The organism is Methylobacterium guangdongense (genome assembly GCF_038442355.1).
GTDB classification, from domain to species: Bacteria; Pseudomonadota; Alphaproteobacteria; order Rhizobiales; family Beijerinckiaceae; genus Methylobacterium; species Methylobacterium guangdongense.
Genome location: NZ_JBBXMX010000001.1, coordinates 128,907 through 148,309 on the forward strand (window position 1 = coordinate 128,907; position 19,403 = coordinate 148,309).

At 70.7% G+C, this 19,403-nt stretch carries 17 protein-coding genes; 7 read left to right on the top strand and 10 right to left on the bottom strand.

Going from position 1 to position 19,403, the window contains the following annotated elements; all coding sequences use genetic code 11:
- Positions 1-90 precede the first annotated feature (90 nt).
- Positions 91-4,935, top strand: a complete 4,845-nt coding sequence (locus tag AAHG09_RS00660; RefSeq protein WP_342104487.1) for an NAD-glutamate dehydrogenase — start codon at positions 91-93, stop codon at positions 4,933-4,935.
- Positions 4,936-4,974: 39 nt separating this feature from the next.
- Here the strand turns inward: AAHG09_RS00660 and AAHG09_RS00665 are convergent, their stop codons facing one another.
- Both AAHG09_RS00665 and AAHG09_RS00670 read right to left on the bottom strand, forming a co-directional pair.
- Entirely contained in the window at positions 4,975-6,153 is a 1,179-nt protein-coding gene (locus AAHG09_RS00665) for an MFS transporter (protein ID WP_342104489.1), read from the bottom strand.
- Positions 6,154-6,352: 199 nt separating this feature from the next.
- Positions 6,353-6,868 carry a Ros/MucR family transcriptional regulator gene (locus AAHG09_RS00670; RefSeq protein WP_342104492.1) on the bottom strand — a complete coding sequence of 172 codons (516 nt, stop codon included), beginning with the start codon at positions 6,866-6,868 and terminating at the stop codon, positions 6,353-6,355.
- A gap of 282 nt (positions 6,869-7,150) precedes the next feature.
- Here AAHG09_RS00670 and AAHG09_RS00675 point away from each other — a divergent pair, with 282 nt between their 5' ends.
- Positions 7,151-8,998: an outer membrane beta-barrel protein gene (locus tag AAHG09_RS00675; protein ID WP_342104494.1), complete on the top strand. Its 1,848-nt coding sequence runs from the start codon at positions 7,151-7,153 to the stop codon at positions 8,996-8,998.
- 69 nt (positions 8,999-9,067) lie between these two features.
- On the opposite strand, the gene AAHG09_RS00680 is transcribed toward AAHG09_RS00675, so the two are convergent.
- Positions 9,068-9,772: an SDR family NAD(P)-dependent oxidoreductase gene (locus tag AAHG09_RS00680; protein ID WP_342104496.1), complete on the bottom strand. Its 705-nt coding sequence runs from the start codon at positions 9,770-9,772 to the stop codon at positions 9,068-9,070.
- Positions 9,773-9,818: 46 nt separating this feature from the next.
- Positions 9,819-10,265, bottom strand: coding sequence for a nucleoside deaminase (locus AAHG09_RS00685; protein ID WP_342104497.1), 447 nt, complete (start codon positions 10,263-10,265; stop codon positions 9,819-9,821).
- A 147-nt stretch (positions 10,266-10,412) separates the two neighbouring features.
- Between AAHG09_RS00685 and AAHG09_RS00690 the strand changes: the two genes are divergently transcribed.
- From AAHG09_RS00690 to rsmD, 4 genes are all read left to right on the top strand, one after another.
- Positions 10,413-10,604 (top strand): CsbD family protein, encoded by a 192-nt coding sequence (locus AAHG09_RS00690; RefSeq protein ID WP_342104499.1) that lies wholly within the window; start codon positions 10,413-10,415, stop codon positions 10,602-10,604.
- 78 nt (positions 10,605-10,682) lie between these two features.
- Positions 10,683-10,859, top strand: coding sequence for a DUF1328 domain-containing protein (locus AAHG09_RS00695; RefSeq protein ID WP_012317097.1), 177 nt, complete (start codon positions 10,683-10,685; stop codon positions 10,857-10,859).
- A 162-nt stretch (positions 10,860-11,021) separates the two neighbouring features.
- Positions 11,022-12,899 carry a pseudouridine synthase gene (locus AAHG09_RS00700; RefSeq protein ID WP_342104503.1) on the top strand — a complete coding sequence of 626 codons (1,878 nt, stop codon included), beginning with the start codon at positions 11,022-11,024 and terminating at the stop codon, positions 12,897-12,899.
- Positions 12,896-13,453, top strand: coding sequence for a 16S rRNA (guanine(966)-N(2))-methyltransferase RsmD (rsmD, locus tag AAHG09_RS00705; RefSeq protein ID WP_342104506.1), 558 nt, complete (start codon positions 12,896-12,898; stop codon positions 13,451-13,453). The genes AAHG09_RS00700 and rsmD overlap by 4 nt, the downstream gene beginning before the upstream one ends.
- A gap of 7 nt (positions 13,454-13,460) precedes the next feature.
- Here the strand turns inward: rsmD and AAHG09_RS00710 are convergent, their stop codons facing one another.
- From AAHG09_RS00710 to AAHG09_RS00725, 4 genes are all read right to left on the bottom strand, one after another.
- On the bottom strand, positions 13,461-13,814 hold the full coding sequence (locus AAHG09_RS00710; protein WP_342104508.1) for a cupin domain-containing protein: 354 nt from the start codon (positions 13,812-13,814) through the stop codon (positions 13,461-13,463).
- 76 nt (positions 13,815-13,890) lie between these two features.
- On the bottom strand, positions 13,891-14,337 hold the full coding sequence (locus AAHG09_RS00715) for a helix-turn-helix domain-containing protein (protein WP_342104510.1): 447 nt from the start codon (positions 14,335-14,337) through the stop codon (positions 13,891-13,893).
- 387 nt (positions 14,338-14,724) lie between these two features.
- Positions 14,725-15,660 (bottom strand): alpha/beta fold hydrolase, encoded by a 936-nt coding sequence (locus AAHG09_RS00720; protein ID WP_342104512.1) that lies wholly within the window; start codon positions 15,658-15,660, stop codon positions 14,725-14,727.
- Between the two features lie 8 nt (positions 15,661-15,668).
- On the bottom strand, positions 15,669-16,214 hold the full coding sequence (locus AAHG09_RS00725; protein WP_342104515.1) for a phasin family protein: 546 nt from the start codon (positions 16,212-16,214) through the stop codon (positions 15,669-15,671).
- Between the two features lie 199 nt (positions 16,215-16,413).
- Between AAHG09_RS00725 and AAHG09_RS00730 the strand changes: the two genes are divergently transcribed.
- A complete protein-coding gene (locus AAHG09_RS00730) occupies positions 16,414-18,030 on the top strand; it encodes an AMP-binding protein (RefSeq protein WP_342104517.1) in 1,617 nt (538 codons plus the stop codon).
- A 33-nt stretch (positions 18,031-18,063) separates the two neighbouring features.
- Here AAHG09_RS00730 and AAHG09_RS00735 read toward each other — a convergent pair whose 3' ends face one another.
- Both AAHG09_RS00735 and AAHG09_RS00740 read right to left on the bottom strand, forming a co-directional pair.
- Positions 18,064-18,387, bottom strand: coding sequence for a DUF6285 domain-containing protein (locus AAHG09_RS00735; protein ID WP_342104519.1), 324 nt, complete (start codon positions 18,385-18,387; stop codon positions 18,064-18,066).
- 2 nt (positions 18,388-18,389) lie between these two features.
- Entirely contained in the window at positions 18,390-19,400 is a 1,011-nt protein-coding gene (locus AAHG09_RS00740) for a phosphotransferase family protein (protein ID WP_342104522.1), read from the bottom strand.
- Positions 19,401-19,403: the final 3 nt, after the last annotated feature.

The window sequence follows — 19,403 nt, forward strand, 5'->3', positions numbered from 1 at the left end:
CCTGGGCCGGCAAACCCGGGGGGCGTGTCATCGACATGGCAGATCACGCTGCTATCGCTTGGGGATGACCCGGTTCGGGAGGAGCGCGCGATGACACTCGAGACCGCGACGGCTTTATCGTCCTCCGAGCAGAAGACCGCCCGCACGGGACTGATCGAGGCGGCCGCCGAGATCGTCGGACAGCAGGGCGGCCCCGGCGGCTTCGTGCGCGACCTGTTCGGGCGGGTCACCCCGGAGGATCTGGCCCCCTACCCCGCCGACGCCCTGGCCGACCTCGCCGCCAAAGCCCGGGCGTTCCTGGCGGATCCACGCCGGCCGGGCGACCCTGCCCGGATGCGACTGAGCGATGCCGAGCTCGTCCGGGACGGTCGCCGCCGCGAGGTGACGATCCTGGAGGTCGTCAACGACAACCGCGCGTTCCTGCTCGATTCGACCCTGGCCGAACTCACCGAGCGGGGCCTGTCGCCCGATCTCGTCGCGCACCCGATCCTGGGCGTCGAGCGGGATGCCGGCGGCGCCCTGATTCGCGTGGTCGGCGAGACCACCGCGGATGCCCATGGCAGCCTCGCCCGCGAGAGCTTCATTCACCTCCATCTCGACCGTTTGGACGCGGAGGCCGGGACCCGGCTGCTGGAGGCCCTGGCGGCGGTCTATCGCGACGTCGCCCTGGCGAGCGACGACCACGACGCCATGCTGGCGCGCCTGACCGACCTCGCCGGGCAGCTCGGCCGTTCGCCCACCCCGATGCCGGAGGGCGAGACCGCGGAGGCGCGCGCCTTCCTCGAATGGCTGATCGACGGCCAGTTCCTCCTGCTCGGCATGCAGGAGCACGGAATCGACGGCGAGTCTCATCCCCTTATCGAAGGATCGAGCCTCGGCGTCCTGCGCGATCCCGGGGCCACCCCCCTGCGCCGGGGCCGGACGCCGGTGGACTACACGCCGGAGATCCTCGCCTTCCTGGAAGAGCCGCAGCCGCTCATCATCACCAAGGCGAGCGTGAAAGCCCGCGTCCTCCGCGCCGCCTATCTCGACTATGTCGGCGTCAAGCTGTTCTCGGGGGCGGGCAAGCTCTCCGGTGAAGTGCGTATCGTCGGCCTGTTCACGGCCTCGGCCTATGCCAGCCCCGCCCGCGAGGTGCCGGTCCTGCGCCGCAAGGTCGAAGCCGTCGTCGCCCGCGCCGGGCTCGATCCGACCAGCCATGCCGGCCGCAGCCTCCTGGCGGTGCTGGAAAGCTATCCCCGCGACGAGCTGTTCCAGATCGACGGCGAGCGTCTCTACCGGTTCACATTGGCCATCGCCAATTTGGCCGACCGGCCGCGGATCCGCGTGCTGTCGCGGCCGGATAGGTTCGGCCGCTTCGTCTCGCTCCTCGTCTATGTCCCGAAGGATCGCTACGATTCGACCGTGCGGGCCCGGATCGGCGCCTATCTCGCCGAGGCCTATGGCGGACGGCTGAGCGCGGCCTATCCGGACTTCCCGGAGGGTCCCCTCGCCCGGACGCACTACATCGTCGGCCTGCCCGACGAGGGCGCGCCGGAGATCGACCCGGCGAGCCTCGAAGCCGGCATCGGTGCCCTGATCCGCACCTGGGGCGATGCCCTGCGGGCTGCCCTCGCGGCACGCCAGGGCGGCGACCGGGCGCGGCAGCTCGCGGCCCGCTACGCGGAGGCGTTCTCGGCCGCCTACCGGGACAACTTCCAGCCGGAGGTCGCCGTCGATGACGTGGCGATTCTGGAGAATCTGAGCGCGGCGCAGCCGCGGGCCGTACATCTCGGTCGGCGCAGCACGGATGCGGCCGCACAGGTCCGCCTCAAGGTGTTCTCGCGCGGAACCGCCATCGCCCTCTCGGACCGCGTGCCGGCCCTGGAGAATTTCGGTTTCCGCGTCATCAACGAGCGCACCTACCGGATCGAGCCGTCGGGCGCCGCCGAGGCCGACCGGGTCTGGTTGCACGACATGCTGCTCGAACGCGCCAGCGGCGCTGCGATCGAGCTGGCCGATCTGGAACAGCCCCTGGAAGCCGCCCTGCTCGCCATCGCGGAGGGCTTGGCCGAATCCGACGGCTATAACCGGCTGATCCTCGAAGCCGGTCTCGATTGGCGCGAAGCCGCGCTCCTGCGCGCCTTCGGGCGCTACCTGCGTCAGCTGCGCATCCGCTACGGCCAGGATTACCTCGCCGGAACCCTGAGCCGGCACCCCGGCATCGCCCGGGCGCTCGTGACCCTGTTCCGGATCCGATTCGACCCGGCCGGCAACGAAGATCGCGTCGCTCGCTCCGCGGAGGTGCGCGCCGGCATCGAGGATGCGCTCGCGGACGTCACGAGCCTCGACGACGACCGGATCCTGCGCCGCTTCGTGAACCTCGTCGAGGCGGCGTTGCGGACCAACTTCTTCCAGAAAGGCGCTGACGGGAAGCCGCGCGAGACGATCAGCTTCAAGTTCGCCTGCGCGAAGGTGGCGGGCATGCCGCCGCCGCGGCCGCTGTTCGAGATCTTCGTCTATTCGCCCCGGGTCGAGGGGGTGCATCTGCGCTTCGGCTACGTCGCCCGCGGCGGATTGCGCTGGTCCGACCGGCCGGAGGATTTCCGCACCGAAATCCTGGGCCTCGTGAAGGCCCAGCAGGTGAAGAACGCCGTGATCGTGCCGGTGGGCGCCAAGGGCGGCTTCTTCCCGAAGCGCCTGCCCCCGCCCGCGGACCGCGCCGCCTGGATGCAGGAGGGCACCGAGAGCTACCGGATCTTCATCCGCACGCTTCTCGAACTCACCGACAACATCGTCGACAACGCCATCGTGCCCCCGCCCGACACGGTGCGGCACGACCCGGACGACGCCTATCTCGTGGTCGCCGCCGACAAGGGCACCGCGACTTTCTCGGACATCGCCAACGCCCTCTCGCTGGAGAAGGGGCACTGGCTGGGCGACGCCTTCGCGTCCGGCGGCAGCCAGGGCTACGACCACAAGGGCATGGGCATCACGGCCCGCGGCGCCTGGGAGGCCGTGCGCCGCCACTTCCGCGAGATCGACGTCGACGTGCAGGCCGATCCGATCACCACGGTCGGCGTCGGCGACATGTCGGGGGACGTGTTCGGCAACGGCATGCTGCTCTCGCAGAGCATCCGGCTGATCGCGGCCTTCGACCACCGGGACATCTTCCTCGATCCGAACCCGGATGCGGCGCGGAGCTTCGTCGAGCGGCGGCGGCTGTTCGATCTCGGCCGCTCCTCCTGGGCGGATTACGACAAGGGCCTGATCTCGCAGGGCGGCGGCGTGTTCCCGCGCAGCCTGAAGACCATCCCGCTCTCCGGTGAGATCCGCGCGGCCCTGGGCTTCGACCGGGCCGAGGCCACGCCGACCGAGCTGATGCAGGCGATCCTGAAGGCGCCGGCCGATCTGCTCTGGTTCGGCGGCATCGGCACCTATGTCCGCGCCACCACCGAGACCGACGACGATGCCGGCGACCGGGCGAACGACGCCGTGCGCATCACCGGGCCGGAGCTGCGGGTGAAGGTGATCGGCGAGGGCGCCAATCTCGGCCTGACCCAGCGCGGGCGCATCGAGGCGGCGCGGGCCGGCGTCCGGCTCAACACCGACGCGATCGACAACTCGGCCGGCGTCAACACCTCGGACGTCGAGGTCAACATCAAGATCGCCCTGATGACGCCCGAGCGCGACGGGCGCCTCAGCGATGAGGCCCGCAACACGCTGCTGGCTGCCATGACCGAGGAGGTCGGCCACCTCGTCCTGCGCAACAATGAACTGCAGACGCTCGCCCTTTCGCTCGCCCAGCGGGGTGGTCTCGGCGAGACCGGCTTCGCCATGCGGACCATGCAGGCGCTGGAGGCCGAAGGCCGCCTCGACCGGGCGGTGGAGTTCCTGCCCGACGACGCCGCGCTGAACGAGCGCCTGCGCCGCAACGAGGGGCTGACCCGGCCGGAATACGCGGTGCTGCTGGCCTACGCGAAGCTCTCCCTGCACGACGCGATCCTCGACAGCGCCGTGCCGAACGACCCGTATTTCGAGCGGGAGTTGCAGCGCTACTTCCCGAAGGCCCTGCGCGAGCAGTTCCCGGACGCCGTGAAGGGCCATCGGCTGCGCCGCGAGATCATCGCGACCGCGCTCGCCAACATCATCGTCAACCGGGGCGGCCCATCCCTGGTGACGCGCCTCGTCGATGGGACCGGCGCGGACGCCGCCATGATCGCCAAGGCCTACGCGGTCACCCGCGACGCGTTCGGCCTGATGGAGCTGAACGGCGCCATCGACGGCTTGGCGGGCCGGATCTCCGGCGAGGGCCAGCTCGGCCTCTATGCCGAGGTGCAGGAACTGCTGATGAACCGGATCGTCTGGTTCATCCGCAACCTCGATCTCACCGGCGGGCTCGCCCCGGTGGTCGCGCGCTACCGGGACGGCATCGCGGCGGTCGAGGCGGCGCTGCCGAAGGCCCTCGACGCGACCGCGCTGGCGGCGATCGAGGGGCGCGCCTCGGAACTCGGCGGCCTCGGCATGGCGCCGGCCCAGGCCCGGCGGCTGGCCTCCCTCACCGCCCTGGTCTCGGCGCCCGACATCGTGCGCGTCGCGGAACTGAGCGGCCGGCCGGTGGAGGAGGTCGCGGCGACGCATTTCGCCCTGGAGCACGCCTTCCGCCTCGACGATCTCGCGGCTGCCGCGCGGGATGTCCCGGTGGCCGACACGTTCGACCGCGTCGCCCTGGAGCGCGCCGTGGCGGGCATCGCCAGCGCCCATCGCAAGCTGACCGCCGAGGTCGTGGCCGATCTGGGTGCGGGTCCGGACGCGGTCGAGGCCTGGGCGAAGGCCAGGGGTGCGTCGCTCACGCGGATCCGCGACGCGGTCGACGCGATTCGCGCCTCCGGCCTCACGGTCTCCAAGGCGACGGTGGCGGCCAGCCTGCTCGGCGATCTCGCGCGCGCCGATTGAGACGCAGACCGGGCGATGGGGCCTTCGCCCCGCAACCCGTCAGGCCGAGGGCGACGGGTGGGAGCGCCCGAAGGCCCGCGCCGAGCGGCTCACCGCCGTCAGGGTGAGCCCGAGACCGATCAGCGACACGACGGCCGCCATCACGGACAACTCGCCGTAGCCGGCCCCCAGTGTCAGGGCCGTGCCACCGATCCACGCGCCGGTGGCGTTGCCGAGGTTGAAGGCACCCTGATTCAGCGTCGAGGCAAGATTCGGCGCGTCGCTCGCCGCCTCGACCACCCAGATCTGGAGCGGTGAGACCAGCGCGAAGGCCAGCCCCGACCACAGGACCAGCGCCGCGACGGTCGCGATCGGATGATAGGCCACCATCGCCAGGATCAACAGCACCGCCACGATGCCCAGGATGCTGCAGATGATCGTCGCCATCTGGCCCCGGTCGGCGAAATGCCCGCCCGCGAGGTTGCCGAGGGTGAGCCCCACCCCGGCGGCGAACAGCACACCCGTCACCCCCTGCGGCGTGAACCCGCTGATCGTGGTCAGGAACGGCGTGATGTAGGTGAACACCGTGAAGAAGCTGACCGACGAGAGGATCGAGATCAGCATCGGCCGCAGCACGGGCCAGCGGCCGAGGGCCCGGAACTCGCTGACCAGGCGTCCGCGGGTGCCGGGCAGCCCGGCGGGCACGCAAACCTGGATGGCGCAGGCGGCTGCGAGGCCGATCGCCACCACGGCCCAGAAGGTCGAGCGCCAGCCCGCTTCCTGCCCGAGCGCCGTGCCGAGCGGGACCCCGAGGACATTGGCGAGGGTGAGGCCGGTGAACATCAGCGCAACGGCCTGCGTGCGCCGCTCGCGGGGCACGAGATCGCGCGCCACCACGGCGCCGATGCCGAAGAAGGCCCCGTGCGCGAAGGCCGTGACGATCCGGGCCGCCATCAGCAGCCCGTAGCTGGGCGCCAGCGCGCAGCCGAGATTGCCGACGATAAAGACCGCCATCAGGGCGAGCAGCGCCGTCTTGCGCGGAAGGCGGGCCGTCGCGATCGCCACCAGCGGCGCGCCGATCACCACCCCCATGGCATAGCCCGAGACGAGATAGCCGGCCTGCGGAATGGTGACGCCGAAGCTCTGTGCCACTTCGGGCAGCAGGCCCATGATCACGAATTCCGTGGTGCCGATCCCGAAGGACGCGACCGCGAGGGCAAGGATCGGCAAAGGCAGCACGGCCAGTCTCTCCAGCGCACGAAGGTCGCATGATGGTGCGACGCAACATGCCCAAGATGGCAGCCCTGACCTGCCTGACCAGCCGCGGACACGCGGCGCACGGTTGCACGACGTGCAACTGCACCGGGCCACGATCGCCGACGAGGCCGCTCCCGGACGAGACGCCGGGCCGGTCGCGTTTCGGATGGTGGAGCGTTCGCTATTCGGCCAGGGACTTCTTGCGGCCGCGCACCTTTGCCGGCGCCGCCGACGGCGTTTCCTCTTCGGATGTCTCCGCTGATACCCGCGCCGCCCCTTTGTACTTGCGGCGTTGCTGTCCCAGACCGAGCGCGCGTGCCAGCTCGGACCGTTGCTCCGAGTAACTCGCCGCCGTCATCGGATAGTCGCGCGGCAGGCCCCATTTGGCCCGGTAGGCTTCGGGCGTCAGGCCGCGCAGGGTCAGATGCCGCCGCAGCGTCTTGTAGGGCTTCCCATCCTCTAAGCTGACGAGATGATCTTTCGTGATCGACTTCCGGATCTGCGCCGGTGTCACCTTCTCGGCCGGGCCGCTCATCGTCTGGCCCGCCCCTACAAGACGGCTCAGAGCTGAATGAATGACCTCGATGAGGCCGGGAAGTTCGGATGAGGGCACCGAATTGTTCGACACGTAGGCCGCGACGATATCGACCGCGAGCTCGATGTGCCCCGACTGTTCGCTTTCGACGTTCCCCAGCATGATCGACCCCCGCCCTGCCAAATATCCAATCCGTACAAACCCAATTGTACGCGATCGAATTCTATCGGATCCTAGCGGATTGAGCCACGAATCTCAATCGGACTGTCGTTAACTCCCAAACAGTGGCCGGTACCCATCGAATGCTGACCCAGCCCCCCGTTGACGGCACATTAACCACGCCGCGCTAGCCTCGATTAACCATGCTGATGACCCGTCAAGCTGCGGTGTCGTCGGGGAATCTCGGTCCGCAAGGGCAGAGATATTTGTGGAGATCGAAATCAAGTGCGGACGGCGCGGGCTGATCGGCGGGAACGGCACGAGAAGCGGCTCGCCTTCGCCGCGCTGTCGCTGGCGCTCGCCGCGTCGCCGACCGCGGCCCAGCGCTTCGACGCGATCAGTCCCGTTACCGGGCAGCCCGACAATCCGGGGGTCGGCCTCGATACGGCGCCGAACGGGCTGCCGTCGCTGCGGCGGCGCCTGCCGGACGGTCTTGCGCGGGACGACGGGCGCGGCTCGCCGGGTGGCGATGCCCTCGGCGGTGACCAGACTGGCGGCGACAGCCTGCGGTCGCCGCTCTCGCCCCCGATTCCGGCGCAGGGTCAGTCGCAGCCGGGCGCTTCGCAGCTCGGAACACGCCTGAACAGCGGCGGCCAGCGCACCGGCGGCAGCGCCCTCGGGTCGAGCAACCTCGCACCCTCGGCCCTGCTGCGGTCCCGGGCGGCGCCGCCGCGACGGCTCGGCGCGGCGACGCGCGGCATCACCCAGAACGTCACGCAGGTGCCGAGCCCGGCGAGCAGGCTCACCCCGATCATCCAGCAACCGGTGGTCGGCGTGCCGCTGCCGCTCCCGCAGGCACCGACCCAGCTCCGGCCGATCCTGCCGCTGATTGCGAACTCGGCCACCCTGGGCCTGCTGACCCCGGGCTTCATCCTCGGGACGGATCTCGCGCGGCCGATCCCCACGGATCCCGCCTACGCGCCGATCGGCTATCAGGTCGGCACGTTCACGGTGCTGCCGAGCTTCGCGCAGAGCCTTGGCTACGATTCGAACCCCGACCAGACGTCACGGCAATTCGCCCGGGGCTCGGTGGCGCTGCGTACCGACGCGGCGGTCGACTTCCAGAGCAACTGGGCTTCCAGCTCGCTGCAGGGCTCCCTGCGCGGCGCCTATCTCGAAACGCCGCAGAACGAGGCCGCGAGCCGGCCTGCGGCGGACGGCGTCGTGCGCTGGCGGCTCGACGCGAATCGTGATCTGCACATCGACGCGGAGGGGCGCTTCCTGGTCGACACGCAGCGGACCGGGAACCCCAACCTCCAGATCGCCGCCGGCAACCTCCAGGCCGCATCGGCGACCACGCGGCCGCTGCTCGCCGTCTATGGCGCGTCGCTCGGCGCCACCGAAACGTTCAACCGCCTGTCGGTCACCCTCCGCGGCTCGATCGACCGCTCGGAGTTCGACAACGCCCGCCTGTCGGACGGGACGATCATCAATCAGGCCGACCGCAACCTCAACCAATACAGCCTGCAGCTGCGCACCGCCTACGAGGTCAATCCGGACTTCAGCCCGTTCATCGATATCCTCGGCGACACGCGCGTCTACGACCTGCGGCGGGACCTGAACGGGGTTCGGCGCGATTCCGACGGCATCTCTTTCCTGGTCGGCGCGAGCTTCGGCCTGCTCCGCACGCTGACCGGCGAGATCTCGGCCGGCATCCAGCACCGCGAATACGTCGATCCGACCCTGCGCGCCATCGATGCGCCGCTCGTCAACGCCGCGCTGGTCTGGTCGATGAGCCCGCTGACCACGGTCCGCCTCACCGCCGCGACCGGCATCACTGAGACGACGATCCCGGGTTCGAGCGGCATCCTGACGGATGTCGCGACGCTCGAAGTCCAGCACGACCTGTTCCGGAACTTGTCGATCGTGCTGGGCGGATCGTTCCTGAAGAACACCTACCAGGGCAGCACGATCCGCGAGAACGGCGTCTCGGCGACCGCGCGGCTCGACTACCACCTGACCCGCTGGCTCACCCTGCGTGGCACCTACATCTACCAGCAGATCAACAGCTCGGTGGCGGGATCGAGCTTCAACGACAACACCTTCCTGGTCGGTCTCCGGGTGAACCCGTAGAGCGCTCTGCGCCGACGGGAACACGGGTTCGGCGCACGAGAGCGCGTCGAAACGATCGCTGAGCGCGGTTCAGAACCGCTCGGTCCAGGGTCGCAATTCGAGCTCCGACGTCCAGGCGCTGCGATCCTGCCGCAGCAGGTCGCGATAGGCCCGCGCGATGGCATCGGGATCGAGATGAGAGTCGGGCGCATCCGCCGGCTCGCCACCCCGGGCCGGATTCCGGATGGCCCCGTCGATGACGATGTGCGCCACGTGAATGCCCTGCGGCTGCAACTCGCGGGCGAGGCTCTGGCCGAGGCCACGCAGGGCGAACTTGCCCATGGCGAAGGGCGCCGAACCGGCGAAACCCTTCACGCTCGCCGAGGCGCCGGTCAGGAGGATCGCCCCGTGGCGATGGGGCAGCATGTGCCGCGCCGCAGCCTGCGCCACGAGGAAGCCGCCATACGCGCTGACCATCAGGGCCTGCGCGACCGCGGCCGGATCGAGATCCGACACGGGCCCGCGCAACCGGCCGCTGGCATTGTAGACCACCACGTCGGGCGCTCCCCCGAGGGCCGGCTCCAGGCGCGCGAACAGCGCCTCGACCTGCTCGGGCCGGCTCGCGTCGCAGGCGTGAACTGTCGCTCCGGTCTCGGCGGCCAGATCGGCGAGTTTCTCGACATTGCGGGCAGCGAGGCCGACCCGCATGCCATCCGCCGCGAGTAGCCGGGCCAGGGAGGCGCTGAGACCGGAGCCGGCCCCGACGATCAGGGCGCGGGAATAAGCTGGCGTCATGGCGCTGTCCTCCGGCTTGGCGCTATCTCGAGCGTGTCGGCCCGGATCATAGCCGCTTCGCCGCGAAGAAGTCCCGCAGGAGGGCGCCGGCCTCCCTCTCCCGGAAGCCGCTATAGACCTCCGGCGCGTGGTGGCAGGTCGACTGGTTGAAGACCCGCGGCCCGTGCTCGACCCCCCCGCCCTTCGGATCCGATGCCGCGTAGTAGAGCCGCCGGATCCGCGCGAACGAGATCGCCCCGGCGCACATCGGGCAGGGTTCGAGGGTCACGTAGAGGTCGCAGCCGGTCAGCCGCTCATCGCCGATCGCCAGGCAGGCGGCCCGAATGGCCAGAATCTCGGCGTGGGCGGTCGGATCCCGCAGGGCCCGGGGCCGGTTGTGGGCGACGGCCAGGACGACCCCGTCCCGGACAACGACCGCCCCCACCGGCACCTCGCCGGCGGCGGCCGCCCGCCGTGCCGCCGCGAAGGCGCGATCCAGGGCATCAGTCGTCATGGCGCGGGCGCCCAGGACAGTACGAGCGCTCGGATACAGCCGGCGTCTTGATCCAAAGCAATGTGAAGACTCGGAACATTCGCCGGACCGTGACCGTTCTTAGCGTCTCGTGCGGCGCCGCCGCAGGCCTACGAAAAGGATAACGCCATGAGCAGCACCACCGACAAGATCAAGGGCGCCGCCAACGAGGCTCTCGGCAAGGCCAAGCAGGGCATCGGCGACGTGACCGGCAGCGAGAAGCTGAAGGCCGAAGGTGCGGCTCAGGAGCTCAAGGGCAAGACCCAGAGCACGGTCGGCGACGCGAAGGACACCGTGAAGTCCGCGACCGACAAGCTCTGATCACCGCGGGATGATCGGAACGGGACCCGCCGGTGGCGGGTTCCCACCATGGACCGGCTCGAACAACGCGAGGATGCCATGATCGGTTGGGCTGTCACGTTTCTCGTCGTCGCGCTCGTCGCGGCTCTGCTGGGCTTCGGCGGCATTGCCGGCACCGCCATGGAAGCGGCCAAGATCGTCTTCTTCGTGGCCATCGCCCTGTTCCTGATCTCCGCCGTCTTCGGCGTGATGCGCGGGCGCTCGCCCAGACTGTGAGACGCGGATGGTGAGCGCCGCGAGGCGCGGTTCCGCGAGATTGTTTGATGATGCACGTAAGGGGCGTTCCGTAGGGGACGCCCCTTCGCGTTTCGCCACCCTGGCGCGACCGTCTGAAAGAGCCGTCTCGCCTGTCGGTTTCGGCTCTGGTAAGGGCCGGTCATGAGCGACACGCCGAACGACGACACACCGGAGGTCTCCGACCGCCCGGAGCCCGCCACTTCGCGAGCGGGAGCCTGGAGCCCGGCAACCGACGCCAATCGCCCCGCCGATCCGGCGGAGGCGGCGCCCAAGCCCGCCCGGGCGAAGCCGCGCCCCGAGCCGGCCCAACCGAGCACCGACGATACATCCCACGAGGCCACCCCTGAGACGACGCTCCCCGGGGAGCGGATCGCCAAGGCGATGGCGCGGGCCGGGATTGCCTCGCGGCGCGAAGCCGAGACGATGATCCTGGCCGGCCGGGTGAGCGTCAACGGCGAGACACTGACCTCGCCCGCCCGAAACGTCACCGACGACGACCAGATCCTGATCGACGGCGAGCCCATGCCGCTGCGCGAGCGCAGCCGCCTTTGGATCTTCCACAAGCCGCGCGGCGTCGTGACGACCGCCCGCGATCCGGAAGGCCGGCAGACGGTCTTCGATGTCCTGCCCGAGGATCTGCCCCGGGTGGTCGCGGTCGGCCGCCTCGATATCAACACCGAGGGCCTGCTGCTTCTCACCAACGATGGCGGCCTCGCCAAGGTCATCGCGCATCCCGAGACCGGCTGGCTCCGCCGCTACCGAGTCCGGGCCCATGGCGATGTCGATCAGGCGCAACTCGACCGGCTGTCGAAGGGCGTCACCATCGACGAGATGGAGTACGGTCCCGTGGAGGCCACGCTGGACCGGGTCCAGGGCGACAACGTGTGGCTGACGCTGGGGCTGCGCGAGGGCAAGAACCGCGAGGTCAAGCGCATCCTCGAGCATCTCGGGCTGTCGGTGAACCGGTTGATCCGGTTGTCCTTCGGGCCGTTCCAGCTCGGCGATCTGGAGGTCGGCCTCGTCGAGGAGATCCGGACCCGCGTGCTGAAGGATCAGCTGGGCAAGTCGCTGGCCGAACAGGCGGGCGTGGATTTCGACAGCCCGGTGCGGGAAGCGATCACGCCGTTCGGCGGGTCCAAGCCGGCCGATCGAGGCGCAAGATCGGCCCCGGCTGGCAGCGACACGCCCCGGCGCAACGCCGCCCGCCCCGCGCCCGCCCCGCGCGTCCCGACCGGCGGGTCCGGACCGGGGCCGCGCAAGGCCGCGTGGCGGGACGACGATGCCACCAAGCCGCGGGGGACACACGTCCCGCGCCGCGGCGCCGATCCGCGCGCCGCACAGGCCGCCGCAGCCGAGCGCGGACGCGAGCGCGTCGGCTCGATCCGGGCGGGGGACCGCCGCGTCGTCGTGGAGCGCCTCGCCGCCACCCCGGCCGAGCCGGAACAGCCGGTGAAGGCCCGTCGCCGGTACGCCGATGACGGCCCGCCGGGCGCACAGCGTGGCGCGGGCGGCCGTCCGGGCCGTACCGGTGGTGGCGACGCGCGCGCGTCCGCCCCGCGCGGCGACCGCTCTGCGGCACCGCGCGGTCAGGATGGCCCGGGCGAGCGGCCACGGCGCCCGGCGCCCCGCGGCGCCGAGGGCGGCCGGGGCGATGCGCGACGGGATGCACGTCCGCCCTTCGAGGCGGGGCCTCGGCGGGAGCGATCGTTTGACGGAGCTGCACCGGCCGGAGCGCCGCGCGGCAAGGCCGGTTTCAGCGCGCAGGACCGCAGACCAGGTGGCGGCAAGCCGGCTTTCGGCGGGGCGAAGGCGGGCGGCGCGCGGCCCGGCGGCAAAAGCGGCGGCTTCGCCGGCAAAAGCGGCGGCTTTGCCGACAGGGGCGGCGGCTTCGCCGGCAAGGGGCCTGGCCGGGGCGGCCCCGGCGGTGGCGGCGGGGGCGGTCGTCCTGGCGGGCGTCCCGGCGGCGCACAGGGTGGGGGCAAGCCCGGTGGCGGGCGTCCGCCCCGCGGTTCGCGATGAGGATCGTCGGCGGCGCCTGGCGCGGCCGCCGGCTTTCAGCCCCGCGCAGCGACTCCATCCGGCCGACTTCGGATCGCCTCCGCGAGTCGCTGTTCAACGTCCTGACGCACGCCTACGACGAGGCCTTGCCCGGGGCACGGGTGCTCGACCTGTTCGCCGGAACCGGTGCCCTCGGCTTCGAGGCGCTGTCGCGGGGTGCGGCCTACGCGCTCCTGGTCGACGAGGGGGCGGAGGCCCGGGCCGTGATCCGGTCGAATATCGAAGCCCTCGGCGCGGAGGGCGTGACACGCCTCTTCCGGCGCGATGCGACCCGGCTCGGCCCCGCCGGGACGGCGGGACAGTTCTCGCTGATCTTCTGCGATCCGCCCTATGGCCGCGATCTCGCGCCCCGGGCCTTGGCCAGCGCGGCCGCCGGTGCCTGGCTCGCGCCCGGTGCTTTGGTGGTGGTCGAGGAGGCCGAGACCGTGCATCTGGCCTGGCCGGAGGGCTTCGCCGAACTCGAGCGCCGGGCTTACGGCGAGACGGCGATCACCCTGGCGCGCTACGACGCCTGAGGTCGCCTCACGCTGCGCCGGGCGGCGCGAGGTCGGGACCGAAATGGATCGCCAGCCAGACGGTCGGCGAGTCCGTCCGCTCGACGCGATGGCGTCGGTGGGGCGCGATCAGGACCGCGTCGCCCGCTTCGAGGCGCCGGGGCTGCGCTTCGTCGGCGAAGCGCAGGTCGGCCGAGCCCGCCAGCACCGCCACCCATTCGGCGTGCGGTTGATCGTAATAGAAGCCAGGCGGGCTCGCCTGGCCGGTCGAGACGATCCGCTCCACCCGCAAGCCCGGTGCCGACAGCAGCACCGATACAAGTTCCTCCGGCCCGCTCGACGGCAGGTCGGCGAACAAGCGGATGATGTGGGTGGGCTGCACGTGAGGGCTCTTCCTTCGCCAACGCCCGTCTCGAACGCTGGCCGGCTCAACCCTACGTGGGAAGAGGCCGCTGGTCTCAGGCGTTCGGCGCCGCGTCGCGCACCGCGTCCTGCTCCGCAGGGGCGCCCGCAGCACGGCTCTGGCCGATGCGCGCCGCCGACTTCACGAGGCTCAGCACGTCCCGGCGCATCTGATCGTCGGCGATCTGGTTATAGGCGCGCAGCAGCTCGACCGCCCCGCTCACGCGCAGGAGCGACGGGCCGTTCTCGGTGGTGCTCTCGGGCTCGGGCTCGAAGAAGCTCGACACCGGCACGCCGAGCCGCTCGGCGATCGCCTGCAGTCGGCCCGCGCCGACGCGGTTCTTGCCGGTCTCGTACTTCTGGACCTGCTGGAAGCTCACCCCGAGGGCGCTGGCCAGGGCCGATTGGCTCAGCCCGTTCGCCGCACGCAGGAACGCGATGCGGCTGCCAACACCATGATCGATCGCCGTGGTCTGCTTTGGCTTGGGGCTTGGCTTGGCCATGTTGGATGTCCGAACGTCGTCTCTGTTGGCGGGTCTGCGCGGCCGCAACCCGAGCCGCCGACTACAACCCAGTGCCACTTCATTGCGTAGCACAGATTCGAGTCTGCGCGCAGTAGATGCCACAGCCAAGCCCGGTGTGCAACGAAAGGTCACGATCGCCAGATCTAAGATACCAAAAATGGTCATCCGACCCGGATGCTGCCGACGCGCCAACCTGCAGACCTCGAGCGTCCGACTTATTTCGAGGCTCCGAGTCTACGTGGAACCTGCGTATGGAATATTTACGTCGCTGAGGGATCCAAGCGTTCATCACGAGCGTGTGCAGGAAATCGACTGCATTTCGCGCCACGGTGTCTTCGCCACCCTGCAGCCGTGCACGCGTGGCACTCATGCGCTCTGCGCAGGGCCGAGCCAGCGAGTTACAATCGAAAGTTGTTGCTCGTCGAGGAGTGCGGGGGCGTGCCCGCAATCCGGAATCTCGACGCGCTCGGTCGGCGGCCCGCGGCGTGTCATCTCGTCGGCCGTAGAGGCGAGGAGCAGTTCCGAATGCTCCCCGCGCAGCAGCAGGACCGGGCAGCGGATCGCGTCCCAGTCGCGCCACATGCTGACGCTGTAGACCCGGCCCGGCCGGAAGGCGTCGCCGATGCCGGGATCGTAGTGGGGCCGCCAGCCGCCATTCGGCTCCGGGAAGAAGCTGTGCTTGGCGATGTGCCGCCACTGCTCGTCGGTCAGCGGGCCGAAGGCGCCGAGCACCGTGCGCAGGCGCGACTCGCCCGAGGCGAGGTTGTGGTGCAGCCGGGGCGCATCGCGCAGGCGCGAACCGATATGGCGGATCGGCGCCCAGGGCAGGAACGGGCCGATATCGTTGATGACCATCCGGCGGATCGGCGTGTTGGCGGCGGCGGCGAGCACCATGCCGGTCAGGCCGCCGAGCGAGGTGCCGACCCAGTCGATCTTCCCGGGAAGCCGCAGATGCGCGATCAGCGCCGCCATGTCGGCGGCGTATTGCGGCAGGCCGTAGAGTTCGGGATCCTTGAGCCAGCCGCTCAGGCCGCGGCCCGGCAGATCCGGGCAGACGACGCGGTAGCCCATCTTGGCCAGGAGATAGCCCAGCGGATCGAAATCCCGCCCCTGGCGGCTCAGCCCGTGGACGCAGACGACGACGTGCGGCGAATCCGGATCGCCCCATTCGACATAGGCGATGCGGTGAAAATCGTGCGGCGCGTAGGCGAGGAAGTCGCCGGTCCGGAACGGTACGTCCGCCCGGGTGAGATCGTCGAGCCGCGGCAACGGGGCCACGGGCGCGGCCGTTTCGACGGGCACCGCGAGGCTCACGGCGTTTCGGTGCGGGCGGCGGCCTCGCGGGCAAGCCGGCTCGTGGTCTGGTGGAGATCGACCATCTGGTCGGTGAGCCGGCGCGCCTGCTCCTGGAGGAAGGTGACGTTGAGGGCCGCGACCTCGCGGGCATCCGCGGCCTTCGCCACGCGCTCGGCAAAATCCAGGTTGGCGCGGATGTTCGTATCCGACGCCACGAGCATGCGGTGGCCGATCTCGCGCATCGCCGCCATTGCGTGGGCGGCGTTGTCCTCGAAGGCGTTGTAGAGCCGCGCGCCGGCGGCCTCCCACTGCTCGCGCGTCCGGCGCACGCCGGCGACGTTGCTCTCGGTGAGCTGGTGGGCGGTCTCGCGGCTGGAGCCCATCACGGAACGCCAGCCCTCGAAGGTCTGGGCCATCGATGCCTCGAAGGCGTTGAGCGCCATCTCGCCGGCTTCGGCGAAGCGCTCGTAGGCCTCGCGCGCCCGCGCCACCCCGCCCTCGGCCAGGGCCTGTCCCGCCTGCGCGGGCACCATCGGCAGGTTGTCGTTCCTCACGGTCACCGTCCCTCCGCCGGCCCGGATCGGCCAAGCCCGGGAATGGGCATCCGCCAGGGGCGTCGCGCCGTCAACCTTGCGTCGTGACAGATGGGGACGCGGGCCCTGTTGCAGGACAGTCCGGCGATTGACAGCGGCGCCGGGCCGGAAATCATCGGCCGGCGGAGCGAACGCCACGCCCGCCGCCCGATCAGAAGGCAGACCCATGACGGAGCTTCATCCTTTCGAGCGCGATCTCGACCGGACGCCCGCCAATTCCGTTCCGTTGACACCGGTGAGCCTGCTGGCGCGTGCCGCCGCCGCGGTCGGCGCCCGGACCGCGGTGATCGATGGCGACCGGCGCCTCACCTATACCGATCTGTACGCGCGCTGCCGCCGCCTCGCCTCCGGCCTCGCGGCCAGGGGGATCGGTCGGCTCGATACCGTGGCGATCCTGGCGCCCAACGTCCCCGAGATGATCGAGGCCCACTTCGCCGTGCCGATGCTCGGCGCCGTCCTCAATCCGCTGAACACGCGCCTCGACCCCGCGACGATCGCGTTCTCGCTGGCGCATGGCGGCGCCAAGGCCTTGATCGTCGAGGCCGAGTTGGCGCCCCTCGCCGCGCGGGCGCTGGCGGAGCTGGGGCGGCCTCTGCTGATCGTGGCGATCGGCGACACGGAGATCGCCGAGGCCGTCCCCTACGAAACCCTGCTCGCCGCGGGCGATCCGGATTACGCCTGGACCGGCCCCGCGGATGAGTGGCAGTCGCTCTGCCTGCTCTACACCTCCGGCACCACCGGCGATCCGAAGGGCGCGGTCTACAGCCATCGTGGCGCCTACCTCCAGGCGCTCGGCAACGCCGTCACCTTCGGGCTGACCGCCGAGAGCGTGTATCTCTGGACGCTGCCGATGTTCCATTGCAGCGGCTGGTCCTACCCCTGGGCGAGCGTCGCCGCCTGCGCGACCCAGATCTGCCTGCGCAAGGTCGAGCCGGCGGCGATTTTCCGGCTGATCGCGGAGCACGGCGTCACGCATCTGTGCGGCGCGCCGATCGTGCTCTCGATGATCGCGCACGCGCCGGAATCCGACCGTACGGCCTTCCCGCAGCGGGTGCGCTGCGCGGTCGGCGGGGCGGCGCCGTCTTCCACGATCATCCGCACCATGGAGGAGCTGGGCTTTCAGGTCCTCCATCTCTACGGCGCGACCGAAAGCTACGGGCCCGCCACCGTCTGCCTGGCGCAGCCGGACTGGGCCGACCTCAACGAGGCCGACCGCTACGCCCGTATGGCGCGGCAGGGCGTGCCGCTCGCAACGCTGGAAGCCGCGCAGGTTGTCGATCCAGAGACCGGTCGGACCGTGCCGCGGGACGGCCTCACGGTCGGGGAGATCTGCCTGCGCGGGAACACCGTGATGAAGGGCTATCTCGACAATCCAGACGCCACCGCCCGGGCGCTCGCCGGGGGCTGGTACCGGACCGGCGACCTCGCGGTCTGGCATGCGGACGGGTCCGTGGAGATCAAGGACCGGGCGAAGGACATCATCATCTCGGGGGGCGAGAACATCTCCAGCCTGGAGGTGGAGGAGGTGCTGATGCGCCACCCGACGGTGATGCTGGCGGCCGTGGTGGCGCGGCCGGATGCAACCTGGGGCGAGAGCCCCTGCGCCTTCCTGGAGGTGAAGCCCGGCGCGGAGCCGCCGGCTGATCAGGAGATCATCGCCTTCTGCCGCGCGCGGATGGCGCGCTTCAAGGTGCCGAAGACCGTGGTGTTCGGCGCGTTGCCGAAGACCTCGACGGGGAAGATTCAGAAGTTCGTGCTGCGGGATCGCGCCCGGGGGCTGTGAAGGACAGCTCGAGCTTTACCTCGAGTTGAACACTCACCCGCCCCGAGAAGCCGGCTTCCACACCTGCCCAGCCGCAGCCGCGGCCGTCTCCAGGGCCGCGTATAGGTTCGGATCGGCATCGCGGGCGCCGGCGCGGATCGCGGCGACCAGGCCCTCGACCGGCTCGCCGGCCAGGACGCCCGCTTGGGCCCCCGACAGACGCTCCGCCTCGGTGATCTCACGCGCTGCGATGCCGATGGCGTTGGCCACCATCAGCGCGACGTAGCGCGGGCGACCGGTGAGGCCGGGCACCACCTCCTCGGTCAGCGCCCGGCGGGCGGCGTCCAGCAGGGCGGCGCCGGAGGGTTCGTCCTGCATGGTCAGCTCCACGAAGCGGGTGCCGTCGCCCGCAGGATCGCCCGTTCGAGGTCCGGCACCATCCGACCGGTGAGCGCCAGTTCGAGGGAGAATTCACGGCCGGAGACGTGGCGCGCGCCCTGCTCCAGGGCGATCACCGCCCAGCGCAGGTGCGCCATCACCTCCCAATAGGCGACGCTCTCGGGATCGATCGGTCGCCCGCCCGCTTCCACGTAGCCCCGATAGAAGGCCGCGCGGGAGCCGATGCCGCCGGCCTCCAGATCGGGCCGCCCGAAACGCCAGCAGGCGGCGCAGAACCACCCGAGATCCTGCGCGGGATCGCCCCAGCCGGCGAATTCCCAGTCCAGCACAGCCGTGAGACCGTTCGCGTCGACCATGTAGTTCCCGGTGCGGAAATCCCGGTGAACGAGGTTCGGGGCCGGGCATGCGGGCGCGCGGATCTCGCCCCAGCGCAGGCCCCACTCGATCGCCGGGCGCTTGGCGCCGATCCCGTCGAGGCTGGCCCGCAGCCGCGCGATCTCGGCCCGCGCCGGGTCCGGTTCGGGCGCACCCAGGAAGGCGAGCGAGGCGGGAGGCGTTGCCGGGTCGAGGGCCGCGTGGATCTTGGCGAGTTCGCGGCCCAGGGCTTCCGCCAGACGCTCACGGTCGCCGCCCAGGCTCAGGTCCTTGGCGATGCGCGGCCCCAGCCCGACGCCCTCGACGAGCCCCATCAGCGCGAAGGGCGCGCCGATCACCGCGGGATCGTCGCAGAAGCCCACGGGCTCGGGCACGCGCACGCCGGCTTTCCAGACAGCCTCCAGGATGCGGAACTCCTCGGCGCGCGACCGGCTCGACGCGATCGTGGCGGAGGCATCCATGCGCAGCACGAAGTCGCGCGATTCGCCCGCGATCTGGCAGCGGACGAGGCGGTTCTCCTGGATCGAGCCGCCGCCGAGCGGGCGGATCTCCGCGATGGCGAGATCCGGTCGGCCGAGATGCGCGGCGATCCAGGCGCGCAGCCGTTCCTGGTCCATCCG